The organism is Streptomyces sp. NPDC016562, assembly GCF_043076955.1.
GTDB lineage: Bacteria > Actinomycetota > Actinomycetes > Streptomycetales > Streptomycetaceae > Streptomyces.
On sequence record NZ_JBIBRZ010000002.1, the window covers coordinates 1326368 to 1341576 of the forward strand.

The 15209-nt window shown below is 73.7% G+C and carries 15 protein-coding genes and 2 pseudogenes; 5 read left to right on the forward strand and 12 right to left on the reverse strand.

Annotated features, from left to right (window positions below; genetic code table 11):
* Positions 1 to 192 precede the first annotated feature (192 nt).
* Entirely contained in the window at positions 193 to 1533 is a 1341-nt protein-coding gene (locus ACF059_RS13575) for a polysaccharide lyase family 1 protein (RefSeq protein ID WP_392055720.1), read from the forward strand.
* A 57-nt stretch (positions 1534 to 1590) separates the two neighbouring features.
* On the opposite strand, the pseudogene ACF059_RS13580 reads toward ACF059_RS13575, so the two are convergent.
* From ACF059_RS13580 to ACF059_RS13600, 5 genes and pseudogenes are all read right to left on the reverse strand, one after another.
* A pseudogene (locus tag ACF059_RS13580) lies at positions 1591 to 2793 on the reverse strand (molybdopterin-dependent oxidoreductase); the annotation flags it as partial.
* Between the two features lie 137 nt (positions 2794 to 2930).
* Positions 2931 to 3806 carry a glycosyltransferase family 2 protein gene (locus tag ACF059_RS13585; protein WP_392055723.1) on the reverse strand — a complete coding sequence of 292 codons (876 nt, stop codon included), beginning with the start codon at positions 3804 to 3806 and terminating at the stop codon, positions 2931 to 2933.
* Positions 3807 to 3972: 166 nt separating this feature from the next.
* Positions 3973 to 4224, reverse strand: a complete 252-nt coding sequence (locus ACF059_RS13590) for a hypothetical protein (protein ID WP_392055726.1) — start codon at positions 4222 to 4224, stop codon at positions 3973 to 3975.
* Positions 4225 to 4237: 13 nt separating this feature from the next.
* The gene (locus ACF059_RS13595) at positions 4238 to 4495 is read right to left on the reverse strand and encodes a hypothetical protein (RefSeq protein ID WP_392055729.1); all 258 of its coding nucleotides are present in this window, start codon (positions 4493 to 4495) and stop codon (positions 4238 to 4240) included.
* 155 nt (positions 4496 to 4650) lie between these two features.
* Positions 4651 to 5217 (reverse strand): hemerythrin domain-containing protein, encoded by a 567-nt coding sequence (locus tag ACF059_RS13600; protein ID WP_392055732.1) that lies wholly within the window; start codon positions 5215 to 5217, stop codon positions 4651 to 4653.
* Between the two features lie 200 nt (positions 5218 to 5417).
* Here ACF059_RS13600 and ACF059_RS13605 point away from each other — a divergent pair, with 200 nt between their 5' ends.
* The 3 genes from ACF059_RS13605 to ACF059_RS13615 all read left to right on the forward strand — a co-directional run bounded on the left by ACF059_RS13605 (position 5418) and on the right by ACF059_RS13615 (position 7352).
* Entirely contained in the window at positions 5418 to 5951 is a 534-nt protein-coding gene (locus ACF059_RS13605) for a hypothetical protein (protein WP_392055735.1), read from the forward strand.
* A 177-nt stretch (positions 5952 to 6128) separates the two neighbouring features.
* Positions 6129 to 6539, forward strand: coding sequence for a hypothetical protein (locus ACF059_RS13610; RefSeq protein WP_392055738.1), 411 nt, complete (start codon positions 6129 to 6131; stop codon positions 6537 to 6539).
* Positions 6540 to 6626: 87 nt separating this feature from the next.
* On the forward strand, positions 6627 to 7352 hold the full coding sequence (locus tag ACF059_RS13615; protein ID WP_392055741.1) for a DUF6766 family protein: 726 nt from the start codon (positions 6627 to 6629) through the stop codon (positions 7350 to 7352).
* 27 nt (positions 7353 to 7379) lie between these two features.
* Here the strand turns inward: ACF059_RS13615 and ACF059_RS13620 are convergent, their stop codons facing one another.
* The 4 genes and pseudogenes from ACF059_RS13620 to ACF059_RS13635 form a co-directional block, all read right to left on the reverse strand.
* Complete coding sequence (locus ACF059_RS13620) at positions 7380 to 8249, reverse strand: alpha/beta fold hydrolase (protein WP_392055744.1); 870 nt, start codon at positions 8247 to 8249, stop codon at positions 7380 to 7382.
* Positions 8250 to 8340: 91 nt separating this feature from the next.
* Entirely contained in the window at positions 8341 to 9078 is a 738-nt protein-coding gene (locus tag ACF059_RS13625) for an SAM-dependent methyltransferase (RefSeq protein ID WP_392056684.1), read from the reverse strand.
* A gap of 18 nt (positions 9079 to 9096) precedes the next feature.
* Positions 9097 to 10287, reverse strand: a pseudogene (locus ACF059_RS13630) (glycosyltransferase); the annotation flags it as partial.
* Between the two features lie 10 nt (positions 10288 to 10297).
* A complete protein-coding gene (locus ACF059_RS13635) occupies positions 10298 to 11008 on the reverse strand; it encodes a hemerythrin domain-containing protein (protein ID WP_392055747.1) in 711 nt (236 codons plus the stop codon).
* 134 nt (positions 11009 to 11142) lie between these two features.
* Here ACF059_RS13635 and ACF059_RS13640 point away from each other — a divergent pair, with 134 nt between their 5' ends.
* Positions 11143 to 12060: a LysR family transcriptional regulator gene (locus ACF059_RS13640; RefSeq protein WP_392055750.1), complete on the forward strand. Its 918-nt coding sequence runs from the start codon at positions 11143 to 11145 to the stop codon at positions 12058 to 12060.
* Between the two features lie 10 nt (positions 12061 to 12070).
* On the opposite strand, the gene ACF059_RS13645 is transcribed toward ACF059_RS13640, so the two are convergent.
* Genes ACF059_RS13645 through ACF059_RS13655 form a run of 3 tightly spaced genes read right to left on the reverse strand, consistent with a single transcriptional unit; the run spans position 12071 to position 15134 of the window.
* Positions 12071 to 13093: a glycosyltransferase family 9 protein gene (locus tag ACF059_RS13645; RefSeq protein ID WP_392055754.1), complete on the reverse strand. Its 1023-nt coding sequence runs from the start codon at positions 13091 to 13093 to the stop codon at positions 12071 to 12073.
* Positions 13090 to 14478 (reverse strand): D-glycero-beta-D-manno-heptose 1-phosphate adenylyltransferase, encoded by a 1389-nt coding sequence (rfaE2, locus tag ACF059_RS13650; RefSeq protein WP_392055757.1) that lies wholly within the window; start codon positions 14476 to 14478, stop codon positions 13090 to 13092. Before rfaE2 ends, ACF059_RS13645 begins: the two co-directional genes overlap by 4 nt.
* Complete coding sequence (locus ACF059_RS13655) at positions 14475 to 15134, reverse strand: SIS domain-containing protein (RefSeq protein ID WP_392055760.1); 660 nt, start codon at positions 15132 to 15134, stop codon at positions 14475 to 14477. Before ACF059_RS13655 ends, rfaE2 begins: the two co-directional genes overlap by 4 nt.
* Positions 15135 to 15209: the final 75 nt, after the last annotated feature.

Sequence of the window (15209 nt, forward strand, 5' to 3'; positions counted from 1 at the left end):
CGCAGCGCCCCTGAGGAACGCGTGAGCCGTACGGAACCCCCGGGTTCCGTACGGCTCGCGGCTCCCGTACGCACCGCCGCGTGACGCACACCACACGAACTCTCGCCTCTGCGCGGCAACTCCCGTGGCCGCGGCGGCAACTGAGGGGTGACAGAGCAGTACTCCGCCCCACCCCCCAAGGAACGCCACCCGATGCCCTCTTCCTCTCGCCGTCGCCTCCCCGCCCGTCGCCGTCTCGCCCTGGTCACCTCGGGACTCGTCACCGCGGCGGGTCTGGGCGTCCTGCCGTTCGCCGCGCGCGCCGACGCGGGCGCCGTCGATCTCGCACATGAGGCCCTGGCCGCCCAGGACGGCTGGGCGTCGAGCGGCTCCGGCACCACCGGCGGACGGGCCGCCGACGCCCAGCACGACGTCACCGTCACCACACGGGCGGAACTGGTCAAGGCGCTCCGCGCGGGCCCGTCCGGCGCCGCGCGGATCATCCGGGTGAAGGGCCGGATCGACGCCAACACCGACGACCAGGGACGCCGGTTGGGCTGTGCGGACTACGCGAAGGGCACCGGCTACACGCTCGCCGCCTACCTCAAGGCCTACGACCCCGCGGTATGGGGACGCTCCAAGCTGCCGTCCGGCCCGCAGGAGTCCGCGCGGGCCGCGGCCCAGGCCAAGCAGGCCGAGCGGGTGGGCATCACCGTGCCGTCGAACACCACGATCATCGGCGTGCCCGGCACCGACGCGGGCATCGACGGGGGCAGCCTGCTCGTGCAGAAGGCGGACAACGTCATCATCCGCAACCTCACCTTCGCCGACACCCGCGACTGCTTCCCCCAGTGGGACCCCACGGACGGCTCCGAGGGCAACTGGAACTCCGCGTACGACGCCGTCACCCTGCGAGGGTCGACGCACGTGTGGGCCGACCACAACACCTTCACCGACACCCCGAACGTCGACACCACCAACCCGCGCTACTTCGGCCGCGAGTACCAGGTCCACGACGGCGCCCTCGACATCACCAACGCCTCGGACCTGGTCACCGCCTCGTACAACCGCTTCAGCGACCACGACAAGACCATGCTCATCGGCAGCAGCGACAAGGACACGAAACTCCGCGTCACGCTGCACCACAACGTCTTCCAGGGCATCGTGCAGCGCGCACCGCTGGCCCGGGTCGGGCAGGTCCACCTCTACAACAACCACTTCGACACCACCCCGCGCAACGGCTACACCCACAGCTACAGCGTGAACGCGCGCGCAGGTGTCCAGATCGTGGCGCAGAACAACCACTGGACGCTCTCCTCCGACCGCAAGACCTCCCAGCTCCTGTCGGGCGACGGCACGGGCGCGTTCGCCGGAAGCGGCAACATGGTCAACGGCACGGTCACCGACCTCGTCGCCGCGCACAACGCGGCGAACAAGAAGAAGATCAAGCCCGAGGTCACCTGGAAGCCCGCCCTGGCCAGGGGCCTGGAGTCTTCCGCCGCGGACCTGCCCGCGTCACTCGCCCGCCGTGCCGGGGCGGGCGTCCTGAAGTGATCCACCGCCCCGCTCCCGCCCGGCGGCGGGAGCGGGGGCCGCTGCGGTCACAGGCTCGTCGGCGACGTGCTCGTCGTTCTCCCAGTTGCGAAAGCCGGGCAGGTCGCCGTTGGCGCCGCACTCGCGGGTGTTCTGGGCGGTGGGCTGCCCGTTCATCTGGAGGACGCCGGCGCCCGGCCGCCCCAGCATGCCGCGCACGAGGTGCAGGTTGTTGACCTGCACGGCGGCGGCGGTGGCCTGGTGGGACTGGTAGACGCCCTGGAGCACCGTGGACAGCAGCCTGTCGGCCGTGCCGAGCAGCTCGGCCGCCTCCCCGATCCTCGACGCGGGGACGTCACAGATGCCCGAGGCCCAGGCGGGAGTGCAGTGCGCCACCGTCTGGGCCAGCTCTTCGAAGCCGACCGTGTGGGCCTCCACGTAGGCGCGGTCGATCCGTTCCGTACGGATGATCTCGTGCAGGAGCGCGTTGAGCAGGGCCACGTTCGTCCCGCCGCGCGGGGCGAGGTGGACGGCGGCGCGGCGCGCCACCTGCGTCGGGCGGGGGTCGACGCACAGGAGGCGCGGGGGATCGGCGCCGTCGAGCCGGTCGAGGACGCGCATCCACTGCACGGGCTGCGTCTCGGCGATGTTGTGTCCGAACAGGGCGATGACGTCGGCGTGGTCGATGTCGTCGAAGCAGCCGGGCTGCCCGTCACACCCGAAGGACTGCTTGAGCGCCTCGGCCGCGGTGGAGGTGCACAGGCGCGTGTTGCCGTCCAGGTGGTTGGTGCCGATGCCGGCCCGGGCCAGGACCGCGAGCGTGTAGTACTCCTCCAGGAACAGCTGGCCGGTGGTGTAGAAGCCGATCGACCCCGGACCACGCTCGGCGAGCAGCTCGCGGGAGCGGGAGACGACCAGGTCCATGGCGGTGTCCCAGTCCGACTCGACGAGCCGGCCGCCCCGGCGTACCAGCGGCCTGGTGAGCCGGTCCGGTGAGGCGTTGGCCTGCCAGCCGAACGCGTCCTTGGGACCGAGCCGCCCGCGGTTGACCCGGTCCACGGCCCGGCCGCGCACGCCGACCACGGCGCCGTCCTTGACGGCGATGTCCATGGCGTCACCGCCCGAGTGGAGGATCGACGCGGTCTGCACCCACCGGCCGACGTCGTCCGGACCCACGCCCTCGGCCAGGTACGTGTCCAGGCGCTCGGGCCACGGCTCGTCCCGTGCGTACGGGGTACGGCCGCCCCAGGGCGACGCGATCCGGTCCACCCAGTTGCCCATGCTGCCTGCCGGCGGAACACCGGCGGCGGCCGCCGCTACGTCGGCCGCCCATCCGTGCGCGGATCCCTTCCCGCGCGGGCTCCGCTCGCATCCGGGCCGGGGGCGCTGTCACTCCTGGGACCAGGCGACTCGGCCGTTCAGGGGCGCCCCGCGTCCGCGTCCAGGAGGCGGGCCGCCGCCTCCACGGCCGGTGGCAGCGGACGACGTGAGCGCAGCGCCGCCGGAAGCCGCTTGAGCACCCCCGCCAGCGCCTGGCGGGCGTCCGGGTCGCGCGGGGCCTGCACGGCGAGTCGGCGGGTGTGCCGCACGGCGACGCCCACGGGACGCCGTAGCCACGCGGCGAGGGCGGCGTTGCGGCGCTGGACCGCGGGCCGGCCTGGCCGCACCCCACCGGTCGGCCGGTGGACGGCCACCACGTCCGGAACGTGGCACACGCCCCATCCGTACGCGGTCAGGTCGTAGGCGAGCAGGGTCTCCTCGCCTCCGAGGAACAGGACCGGGTGGTAGCCGCCCGCCTGGAGGTAGGCGTCCCGCCGGGCGACGGCGGCGCAGGCCAGGAACCCGAGCACCTGTGGCCCGGGCAGATCGACGGCGCGGCCGAGCGGGGAGGCGGCGAGCAGGCCGTTCAGCGGATCGGGGTCGGCGTCGGGGCCCACGCGGACGCAGGCGGCGACCAGCCCGAGGCGCGCGTAGCGGTCCAGCAGGTCCGCCGCGCGCGTCAGGGATCCCGCCTCCCACCAGGAGTCGTCGTCGCTGAACGCCACGTACGGCGTACGGGCGTGGCGCACGCCCAGATTCCGGCCCGGCGCTCCGAGATTGCGGCCGGGAGAAAGGAGGGTGACCTCCGGCCGCAGCCGCGCGACGGCTTCCGGGGTCCCGTCGGTCGAGGCGTTGTCGACCACGATCACGGGCGGACGCTCGGGGAGCGCTGCCAGCCGGTCGAGGGTGTGCAGCAGCTGGTCGCGGCGGTTGTGGGTGATGACGACGACGGTGGTGCGGGGGTCGGGGCTCACGGCCGGGCCACCTCGGGTGGGATCGACGGGATGGTGCGCGAGGCCCAGGGGAGGCCGGGTCGGACGGTCGCTCGCCCGGTGCGGTCGTCGGTCGTCGGTCGTCGGTCGCCGGTCGCCGGTCGCCGGTCGTCGGCCGTCGGCCGTCGGCCGGACGGTGGGGTCGGGTTCACGCGCCCAGGTGCGTGATCGCGGTGTCCAGCCGCGAAGCCAGGGCGTCGAGGTCCTGCTCGCTCGGTGTGCCGGAGGGCATCGTCGCGGCCAGATCATGGCCGGAGGCGATTTCCACGGCCCCGGAGTACGGCTCCGACGTCAGCCGGGCCGAGGGGACGACCTCCGTACGACCCTCCAGCAGCACGAGGGAGTGGTCCTCACCGGAGGGATCGAGGAGGGCGCGGACCTGCGCGCGGGTGACGGCCACGGCCCCGTCCTCCTCACCGGCTCCCGGAGCCCTTGTCCGGGCGATCCTCGGCTGTCTCCTTGGCTGTCTCCTCGGGTGCGGCCTCGACACCGGCCAACGGCTCCCCGCTCCCGGTGCCGGCCTGGTGGTAGCCCTCGCGGGCGCTCGCCGTGCCGGGTACGACACGCTCGCGCGCCTGACTCTCCGAGCCGGAGTGGGCTCCCGGTTCCTCGCTGCTCCGGGCGCGCTCGTAGCCGTTCGGCCGCGCGGCGTCCGGTGTGTGCCCGGTCATCTCCGTGTCCTTCCGTCTCGATGACCCCGTGGGGCGGCTGCCCGCGCGAGGGCGGGCGAAACGGTGAGACGGCCGGGCGCGGCGCCGGGCCGGCGGCACCCGGTCACGCGGGTGCCGCCGGCCCGGCGGAGGTCGGCGTGGGGGCGCAGGGAGGTTCAGGAAGGTTCCTTGCCCCGGCCGCTCATCGCGTCACGCAGGCGGTCGACGAGCCCGACCCCCGGGGCCAGGAGCTTGTTGGCGGGCGGCTTGTCCGGGGCGGACGGGTGCGGGCGCGTGGGGGCCGTCTTCTTGGCCTGGCGCACCTTGTCGCCGAGCTTCTCCAGCATCTCCGCGGAGCAGGCCTGCCGCAGGCGGGGGAACAGGTTGTTCTCCTCGTCGTTCACGTGGCTGCGGATCTCCGTCATCAGCTTCGTGACGAGCTCGTCGAACCGGGGATGGTCGGCGTCGCATCCCTCCAGTTCCTTCATGATGCGTTCCGCCGTGGCGTGATCCTCCAGCTCCTTGTCGGCGATGGCGTCGCCGCCCGGAACGTGCTCGCGGACGGCGGGATACAGGTACGCCTCTTCGGCCACCGAATGCCGGACGAGTTCCATGGTCACCTGGTCGGCGTACATCTTCCTGCGGGCGTCACCCGAGGGCGTTTCCTCGATGTTCGCGAAAAGCTCCTCGACCTCCTGGTGATCGGTCATCAATTCCGCGATCACGTCACCGCCATGTCCCATGGGGAGTGCCCTTCTCTGTGAGGTTCCTGGACCCCCAGTGAATCGCGCGGCGCTCACAGAGCGTGGTTCCCCTCCACCCAGCGTGTCGGTCTCAGGTGCTCGGAAAGGCCTGTGACCTGCGCCATTCCTGGAAAGGCCGGGAGGGGATACGATCCCTTTTTCCTCCTTTTCGCCTCCCCCTTACTCCGAATTGGCCACCCGTGTCGGCAGACTCCTCTCTCTCCTCGCTCATAGCGGCGACGGCCCAGTGGATCACCCACGCCTATCCCTCCGGCCGCGGCGCCTTGCAGCGCGCCCTCGCCGAGGCCCAAGCGCGCCAGGCCGTCACCGTCGCCGCGTGGCTGAGGTATCCCACGGAGATGGACGCCCAGCTGATGAACCTGACGGGGCCCGGCGGCTCCGCACGGCTGGACTGGGTCACGGGCGCGGCGACCGAGGAGTCCTCGGACCCGGAGCTGCACGCGTGGCGCACGTGGGTGGACGAGGTCGTGGCGAGCTGGGCCGCCTGCCTGCTCGGCACGCCGGACCTGGTCACCGCGGCGCTCGCCACGCTCGCCGGGTCGACGCGGGCGACGGGCGAAACGATCGATTTCCGGCGCCTGAGCCATCCGAACGAGAACGACCGGCACGCGGCCGCGCTGCTGCGCCACCCGGACCTCCTCGCCCCGGTGGCCGACCTCCATCACGCGCAGCTCAAGGACCTCCTGGAGAGCGGCGCGCCCTCCTCATCCTGACCCGGGAGCGTCCGGCGCCCCACACCGCCGCCACACCGCCGCCGCACCGCGGGCGTCTCGTCGGGCGACGTCTCGTGTTGCGCCGCCGCGCGAGTGAACGTTCCATGAGCAGATAGCCGCTCAGCCCCCTACCGGGCGGGACCGGCAGCCGGGCCCGGGTCTCGCGGGAGGTACTGCATGCTGAATCGATGGTGTTGGCGAGGCATCGCGGCGATGGCGGCCGTCCTCACCCTCACCTCCTGCGGTTCCCTCTCCGAGCGGCGTGACGGCGCCGCCGCGGAGGTCGTCCGCTTCGAGCGGGCCCTGAGCGCCGGGCAGCACGACCGGCTGTGTGCCGCCCTCGCGCCCTCCACCCGAGAAGAGCTGGAGCAGTCGGCCAAGAGCCGCTGCGAGCAGGCGATCGGCGAGGAGGAACTACCCGCGGCCGGCGCCGTGCGCACGGTGGACGTGTACGGCGACCAGGCCAGGGTGGTACTGGAGCAGGACACCGTCTTCCTGGCCCGGTTCCCCGCGGGATGGAAGGTGACCGCTGCCGGTTGTACGCCGCGGCACCAGCAGCCGTACCAATGCGCGATCAAAGGCGGGTGACACGGCCATGAGGACGCTGTTCGCGGGAACGCTGCTGCTGATCTTCCTCGGGTTGGCGTACTTCATGACGTTGGGGCTGATGCACCGATGAGCACGGAACCCGCATCCGGCAAGCAGAACGCAGCGCCCGGCCACCGGGTCGGACGCTTCCTCCACCACAACGGTCTGGGGCTGTTCTTCCTCATCGGCTTCCTGCTCGCACTGGCCGGCCAGGCCGTGGCGGGGCACGCCGACTTCAACAACCAGCTCGTCAGCGACGGTATGGCGCCCATCGGTTTCGGCGCCTACCTGACCTCGTCCGACTTCGCCGTCGACGTCACCGAGAACTGGCAGTCGGAGTACCTGCAGTTCTTCCTCTTCATCTTCGCCACCGTCTGGCTGGTGCAACGCGGCTCACCGGAATCGAAAGAACTCCACAAGGCCGGCACCGAGTCGGACAAGGAACAGATGGTGGGCCCGCACGCGAAGGAGGACTCCCCCCGCTGGGCCGCGGCCACGGACTGGCGCGGTTTCCTCTACTCGCGTTCCCTCGGCCTGGTCATGGGAGTCGTCTTCCTGCTGTCCTGGCTGGCCCAGTCCGTCGCGGGAGTCGCCGCCTACAACGAACAACAGCTGCGCGGGCTCCAGGCCCCCACCACCTGGGCCCAGTACATCTCCTCCGCGGACTTCTGGAGCCGCACGCTGCAGAACTGGCAGTCCGAGCTGCTGGCCGTGGCCTCCATGGCGATCCTCGCCATCTACCTGAGGCAGCGAGGATCGCCGGAGTCCAAGCCGGTGGGGGCACCCCACTCGGCGACCGGTGTGGAGGGCTGAGCCGAAGCTCCTGCTCCTCCCGTACGGTCACGCCTGCGCGGACCGGGCGTGCAGTGCGGCGAGTTCGCCCAGGACGCGGGCCGCCGGCGCGGGGTCGACCAGCCACTTCAGGTGGCTGCCCGCGCAGGTGCGGACGTCGTACGGATTGTCCGGCGTCAGCTCGTCGCCCTCGCGGATCAGGCGGTCCTGGAGGGCGAGGGGCAGGCTCGCGTCGTCGGCCAGGCGGATGTACGTCCTGGGGATGCGGCCCCAGGTCGCCGCCTGGGCCCGGTCGGCGGAGCCGCCCACGTCCAGGTTCTCGTCGGGCTGGAAGGTGTTCAGGAACGTGAGGAACTGCTCGTCGGTGCCGTCGGCGAGGAAGGCCGACTTGAACGCCGCGAGCGACTCCGGGTCCGCCGTGCGGAAGTTGACGCGGAGCAGGCCCAGGTCGGCGGGGCTGCCGGCCAGAGCCGAAGCGAAGGCGGCGGGGTCGACCCCGGCCATCTCCGGCTCCCCGTAGTAGTCGTTGACGTCGAGCCGGACCGGGCACCAGGCCGAGACGTAGACGACGCGGTCGATCAGATCCGGGCGGGCGTTGGCCGCGGCCGTGACCGTGACACCGCCCCGGCTGTGGGCGACGAGGATCACGGGGCCGTTGCGCTTGGCCCGTTCGAGGACCCCGATGAGGTGGGCGACGTTGTCGGCGAGGGTGACGCCCTTGATCCCACCGGGCGCACTGGCGAGGCCCGCGGGGTCCTGCGGTGCCTGGTAGGCGCGGGTGAAGGTCGCCTGGAACCCGTGGCCGGGCAGGTCGACGGCGACCGAACGGTGCCCGAGGAGGCCGAGTTCGGCCTGGAGCGGCGCGAAGGAGAAGGAGTTCGCGAAGGCTCCGTGTACCAGTACGAACGTCGGGTGCATCGGTGTGCTCACTTTCCGGCCGCCGCGGTCGGCGTCGGCCATGGCATGGTCCAGCGGACGAACGAAGGCCGGTCGGCCCCAACCGGCGCGGTCACTGCGAGGTCCGGCGCAGGACCAGGCACAGGAAGCCGAAGCTGTCCCGGTACACGCGCAGCCACTGCGCGCGCTGGGCGGTGGCCGTCTCCAGCGCCTGCGCGCCGGCCGGATCGGCGGGGTGGTCCAGGGCCCACGAGGCCAGGGAACCCCAGCAGGCCCACTCGTAGGCGTCCAGCTCACCGCGGGTGCTGATGTGGCCGTGGACGGGGGTCCATCCGTCGGCGACGATCCGGTCCACCGTGGTCGCCAGGTCGGCGAGGTCACCGAACATCTCGACGGCCTCCGGTGACGGGGCGCGGTCCCAGAACGACTCGCCGATCAGGACGCGGCCGCCGGGAGCCAGGTGCCTGCGGGCCGCCGCGAGGGTGGGGAGGAGACCGCCGAAGGCATGGGTGGCACCGACGCTGACCACCAGGTCGAACGCGTGCGGAGAGCTGAAGTCCGCGGCCTCCTGGTGGTGGAGGAGCAGGCGCTCGCCGACTCCGCGGCCGCCCGCTGCCCGGCGGGCCTGCGTCAGGGAGACTTCCGAGACGTCGACGCCCTCGGCGCGCAGGCGGGGGCGGGACTCCAGGGCGCGCAGGAGCCATTCCGCCGTGCCGCAGCCGAGGTCGAGCACCCGCTCGTCGCCTCGCGGGAGGCCGCGTTCGAGCAGCACGCTGACCGAGTCGTCGTCGAGCGGCGCCTTGATGGGGTGGTCGGCGTGGGCGATCATGGAGATCTGTTCGCGGCTCAACGGCGCGGCCTGCCCCGTCTCCAGGAGCAGCTGCGCGGCCACGGCGGCCCCGTCGGTGCGGACGGTGCCGGCGACGGCCTTCGCCCGTGCCTCCGTCTCGGGGTCCAGGGCCGTCCCGAGCGCCGCGGACAGGGACTCGAGGGTCGGGACGGGGCCGTCGTGCGCGGCGCCGATGCCCAGCTCGGCCACGCGGGCGGCCCAGTGCGGCTGGTCCACGAACTGGGGCACCACCACCTGCGGCGCACCGGCTACGGCGGCGGTGGTCGTGGTGCCCGCGCCGCCGTGGTGCACGACGGCCGCGACCCGGCGGAACAGGGCCTGGTGGTTGACGTCGCCCACGGCGAAGCAGTCGTCCGAGTCGTCCAGCGGGTCCAGGTCCGCCCAGCCCCGGGAGACGAGCACGCGCCGGCCCAGCGCACGCGCCGCCTCGACGGCCGTACGGGCGATGTCGGAGGCCGAGCCCAGGGGCATGCTGCCGAAGCCGACGTACACCGGCGCGGTCCCGGCGGCCAGGAACGCCTCCAGGTCGGCGGGCAGGGGGCGTTCGTCGGGCAGGATCCACGCACCGGTCTGCACGACGTCGAGGTCCGTCAGCCGCTCCCACGGGCCCAGCACCGGGTCCACCGCCAGCCACGGCCGCTCGGTGAAGACGTGGTCGCGGACGTTGTCCACGGGCGCGAGGCCGAGCGCCGCGCGGTGGGCGTTGAGGGGCTCCCGGTAGAGGGCGTTGACCTTTTGGGCGTCCAGGTCCCACAGGGCCTGGTGATCGGTCAGGTCCGGCGGGACCGGCGGGCCGGGCCGCGGGGACGGCCGGTAGTGCGGGGAGGGCATCTCGAACGGGTGGAAGCCCGCGTACACGTAGCGGATGCCCAGCTTCTCGGCCACCGAGCGGGCACCGGCCGGCATCAGTCCGCTCGCCACCAGCACGTCACAGCCCTCGGCCGCCTTGCCGACCGTCTCGAAGTGCGCGGCGACCAGCTCGGCCGCGAACGCGCCCGCGTCCGACGGCGGCGCTCCCGTCCGCAGCGCGCGCACGTCCCGCCCGAAGGGCACCAGTTCGGCGCCGACACCGGCCACCAGTTCCGCGAACTCCTCGTCCGGGGGCGCGCACACGCGTACCTCCGCGCCTCGTTCGCGCAATCGCGCCGCCAGTCCCGCCAGCGGCGCGACGTCGCCGCGCGATCCGTACGCCATCAACAGCACACGCATGTCGTCTTACTCATTCCTGTGGAGGCCGGCCCGGGGCGGGCCGGTGTCGGGTGGAGCCGTCCGCATCGGCTGCGCTGCCTCCGCTGCCCGCACCGTCTGCGCCCCAGCGGTCGAGGACGGCGTACGCCGGGATCCACCGCCCGGTGCAGGCGGCGTGGGCCGGCGGGGGCAGCCGGGCGAGGAGCCGCTGCGCCGTCGGTGCGTCGGTACCGTCCAGCAGCCACGGCAGCAGCAGCGCGTCCTGGTCGATGCGCTGGGCGTGGACGCGGCTGAAGCGGTCCCACTGCCCGGCCGTCAGCTCCCGCCGGATCAGCGGGAACGCCGCCTCCTCCTCGTGCTCCAGGTGGCCGGCCAGGCCGCGGACCAGCGCGTCGGTCAGCTGACCCAGCGGCAGCGAGCCGCCGCCCGGGTCGGCCAGCGCGGCGTCGATGGCGTGGATCACCGGGGTGATGGCGGCGTGTTCGGCCTCCATCACCTCCAGCAGGGCCAGGTCCTTCGGCCGGCCGGCCAGACCGCGTCGCAGCGGCGGCCACAGGGCGTCGTCCTCGGCCGTGTGGTGGGCGTGCAGGGCGTTCTTGAGCAGCGTCCACCCGGCGGCCGTGGTCAGCACCTGCCGCGGGTCGCGGTCCGCGGCCGTGGTGAGGCGGTCCAGATGGGCCAGTTCCCGGCGCAGGGCGTCGTGCGTCGCGTACAGCACGGTCAGGTCGACGGCGTCGTTCACGGACGGTTCCAGGGCGCTCGGGTGTGCTCGGCGAAGGGCGGGTCGGGCACGCGTGACGGCATGCCTCACACGATGGTGGGGCCCGCACATATGATCAACGAACACGTGTGCGTGATTCGATAACCGCTGGATTATTGATCGAGGAAGGGCCGGGGCCGGTGGAGCTGCGGGACATCCAGATCTTCCTGGTGCTGGCCGAGGAGTTGCACTTCGGCCGGACCGCGCAGCGGCTGCACGTCTCCCAGGCACGCGTCAGCCAGGCCATCAAGAAGCAGGAGCGGCGCATCGGCGCCGAGCTCTTCACCCGCACCAGCCGCGCGGTGCGCCTGACCGAGATCGGCCGGCAGTTCCGCGACGACCTGCAGCCGGTCTACGCGGGCCTGCACGACTCCATGGAGCGGGCCCAGTTGGCCGCGCGCGGCATCACCGCGCAGCTGCGCGTCAGCCTGATGCCCTTCAACGTGGCCGAACTGCACCCGTACTGGAAGGCGTTCCGCGCACGCCACCCGCACTGGGGACTGCGGGTCCGTCAGGCCACCTTCACCAACGTGTTCGGCCAGCTCCGCAGCGGTGCCATGGACGTCCTGGTCGCCTGGCTGCCGGTGGAGGAGCCGGACTTCACCGTCGGACCGCGGCTGTGCACCGACTCCCGGATCCTCTCCGTGGCCGCCGACCACCGGCTCGCCGGACGCGACCACGTACCCCTGGAGCTGCTCGCCGACTTCCCGCACGCCACCGCCCTCGGCCTGCCGGACTACTGGGAGGACAGCTACCTGCCCTTCCACACCCCCCGCGGCCGTACGATCGAGCGCGTCACGGCCGCGGCGTCGGACACCGCCGACGAGCTGATCGGCCACGTCGGCATGGGCGACATCATCCACACCTTCCCCGGTCACGTCACCCGGTACTGGGGCATGTCGCACATCCGGTGGCTTCCCCTCCCCGACATGCCCAGGCTGGACTTCGCCCTGGTCTGGAGGACCGAAGCCGAGAACGACCTCATCCGCGCTCTGGCCGATACGGTGCGCGACCTCGGCGTCTTCCGGTTCTGACCGTCCGGGCTCACGCGTCCGGCCCGCCGAGCACCGCCTCGACCACCTGGTCGACGGTGATGCGCAGGAGCCGGGCGTCGGGCCGCGAGGCGTGCGCGTCGCCCGGCCGCAAAGGGTCCTCACCGGCGCGGGGACACCACAGCACGCGGTGTCTCGGGTGCGGCGGCGGGCCCCACAGGCTGGGCGCCACGGGGCCGAAGAGCACGACGGACGAGGTGCCCAGAGCCGTGGCGAGGTGCGCGAGACCCGTGTCGCCGACCAGGACGCAGCGCGCACCGGCCACCAGCGCGCAGAGCTCGTCGAAGGGCACGTCGCCGGAGCCGCCGACCACCGCCTCCTGCGGCAGCCCGGCCCCGCGCGCCACCCGCCGCGCCAGCTCCCCCTCGCCCGCGCCCGCCGTGACGACCACGTCCAGGCCCGCCCGGCGCAGCGCCCGTGCGACCGCCGCGAACCGTTCGGCAGGCCACCGGCGTGCCCCGGCGTCGGCGCCGGGATGGACGACGACGGCGCCGGGGGCGGGGGAGGCGCAGGCCGGGGCGGCGATCGCCAGGTCCGTGGGATCGGCCTCGATGCCGTACCAGCCCAACAGGCGGCACCACCGCTCCCGCTCGTGCTCGTCGTCGCGCCACTCGGGTCCGGGGATGTCGGGGGTCCGGGCGTGCCGGTAGGCGAGGAGCCGGCGCGGCCGCAGCCGCTGGAGGAGCCGGTGGCTGGGCGGTCCGTTCCCGTGCAGGTCCACCGCCAGCTCCGGGGGCGGCCCCTCCCAGTGCAGTACGGCGGGCACGCTGCGGCCCGGCGCGGTCGTGGGCAGGACGCGGTCCACGAGGCCGGTGGCGACGGCGACCGCGGCCAGCCGGCCGGGCGCCGCCAGGACGAGGTCGTGACCCGGCAGGCTCCTGCGCAGGGCCCGCAGGCAGGGCACGATCGTCAGCAGGTCGCCGAGGCCCAGGGCCCGGAGGACTACCACGCTCGGGCGGCCGTCCGCGGCCCGGTGCTCCGTCAGGGCGGGGCCCGCTCGCTCGTGCACCGTCATGAGCCCGAGGCGGCGGCCCGGGCCGCGCGATCGGCGAGACCGGTGGTGGAACGCCCGTCGAGATAGGGCAGGACGACGGCCTGGCCGCCCCAGGCGCGCAGCGCCTGCGCCTCCGGGAGATCGTCGGCCGAGTAGTCGCCGCCCTTGACCCACACGTCCGGCCGCAGCCGGTCCAGCAGCGTCTCGGGCGTGTCCTCCTCGAAGGCCACGACGGCGTCGACGCTGCCGAGCGCCGCCAGCACCCGTATGCGGTCCTCCAACGGGTTCAGCGGGCGCCCCGGCCCCTTGAGCCGCCGCAGCGAGGCGTCCGAGTTCACGCAGACGATCAAGCAGTCACCGATCCGCCGCGCGCTCTCCAGCAGGCCGACGTGCCCGGCGTGCAGCAGGTCGAAGCAGCCGCCCGTGGCGACCACCGTGCCGCCACGGGCCCGTACGCTCGCCGCCGTCGCGAAGGCGTCGCCGCCCACGGGCCGGGCCAAGTCCGTCGCGGGGGGAGTGCGCCACAGGGCGGGGTCACCGGCGCCGCCCGCCGATACGAAGGCGGCGGCCGAGGCGACCGCCAGCTGCAGCGCCTCCTCCGGCAGGCATCCGTCGGCGAGCGCGCAGGCCGCCACGGCGGCGAAGCAGTCGCCGGCCCCGCACGGATCGCCCACGGCACGGTACGGGGGCGGTACGAGCATCGGAGCGTCCGCCCGGGGCCGGGTCAGCAGGACCCCGCGCTCGCCGAGGGTGACGGCCACCGCGGCGGCGCTCCAGCGCTCCGCCAGCTCCGCGCCGCGCCGGGCGTGCGCCGCCAGGGAGTCCCCCTCACCGGGGCACAGTGCGGTCGCCTCCGCCGCGTTCGGTGTCACCAGCCGCGCCCCGGGCACGGGCGGTCCGCCCCGCGGGTGCGGGTCCCACACCAGGGGGACGCGGCGCGCGGCGCCGGTCAGCAGGCTCCGCAGCGCCTGCGCCGTGCCCCGGCCGTAGTCCGCTACGAGGACGGCGTGCGCCTCGGCCAGGGCCCGGCCCACGGCGGCGTCGGCGCGGCCGACCTCACCGCCGCCCCGGTCGATCCGGACCAGGGGGCGGCCGTCGGCCAGCACCCGCGTCTTGACCGGCAGCGAGCCGTCCAGCGGGAGCTCCACCAGCCGGACGCGGCCGTCCAGCGCCTCCCGCACGCGGTCGCTGGCACGGTCCTCGCCCAGCGCCGTGACCAGGACGACCTCCCGGCCCGAGCGGGCCGCCAGCACGGCCGCCAGACCGGCGCCGCCGGGCCGTGAGACGTCGTCCGTGACGTCGACGACGGGCGCCGGGGCGTCCGGAGCGAGACGGGACGCGACCCCCCGGACGTCGCGGTCCAGCAGGACGTCGCCGACCACGACCAGCGGTTCGAGGCCGGTCACCGGGCCCTCCTGACGGAGGCGACGGCGCGCCGGGGCGCCGAACGCACGGTGGTGGTGGCGGAGGAGGGCGCAGAGGAGCCGAGGGCCGCGTCGAAGGCCTCGCACAGCAGGTGCACCGCCACCAGGTGTGCCTCCTGCACGGTCGCCGTGGAGGCCGCGTCGATGCACAGGGTCTGGTCGGCGGCCTCCGCCAGCGGGTTGGGGCCGGCGCCGGTCAGGGCCCAGACCTCCACGCCGGCCGCGCGGGCCGTCATCGCGGCCGACAGCAGGTTCCCGCTGCGCCCCGACGTCGACAGCAGGACCAGGACGTCACCGTCCCGGCCGTGGGCCGCCACCTGCCGGGCGAAGATCTGCTCGAATCCGTAGTCGTTGCCGATCGCGGTGACGCTGGACGTCTCGGCGTGCAGGGCGATGGCCGAGTAGGCCGGCCGCTCCTCGCGGTAGCGGCCGACCAGCTCCGCGGTCAGGTGCTGGGCCTGGGCGGCGCTGCCGCCGTTGCCGGCCGCCAGGAGGCGGCCTCCGGCGGGGAGCACCGCGGCGAGCCGGTGACCCCAGTGGGTGAGCTGGTCCAGACCGTTGACGCGCAGACGTCTCAGCGCGTCCTCGAGCGACTGGCAGTGCTGGTGGGCTCCTGTGGTTGCGGGAGATCGGCTCATGGCGTCGGGGCGGACGCTCCGCAGAGCGGTCCGCACCCCACCTCCTTCAGACGGTCGGTACGGCGCGGTAGGCGG

Bases quoted from the DNA above. Each gene is read 5' to 3' on its own strand.
- ACF059_RS13575 (WP_392055720.1), top strand. From the start codon at position 193: ATGCCCTCTTCCTCTCGCCGTCGCCTCCCCGCCCGTCGCCGTCTCGCC.
- ACF059_RS13595 (WP_392055729.1), bottom strand. From the start codon at position 4,495: ATGACCGGGCACACACCGGACGCCGCGCGGCCGAACGGCTACGAGCGC.
- ACF059_RS13600 (WP_392055732.1), bottom strand. From the start codon at position 5,217: ATGGGACATGGCGGTGACGTGATCGCGGAATTGATGACCGATCACCAG.
- ACF059_RS13610 (WP_392055738.1), top strand. From the start codon at position 6,129: ATGCTGAATCGATGGTGTTGGCGAGGCATCGCGGCGATGGCGGCCGTC.
- ACF059_RS13615 (WP_392055741.1), top strand. From the start codon at position 6,627: ATGAGCACGGAACCCGCATCCGGCAAGCAGAACGCAGCGCCCGGCCAC.
- ACF059_RS13620 (WP_392055744.1), bottom strand. From the start codon at position 8,249: ATGCACCCGACGTTCGTACTGGTACACGGAGCCTTCGCGAACTCCTTC.
- ACF059_RS13645 (WP_392055754.1), bottom strand. From the start codon at position 13,093: ATGACGGTGCACGAGCGAGCGGGCCCCGCCCTGACGGAGCACCGGGCC.
- ACF059_RS13655 (WP_392055760.1), bottom strand. From the start codon at position 15,134: ATGAGCCGATCTCCCGCAACCACAGGAGCCCACCAGCACTGCCAGTCG.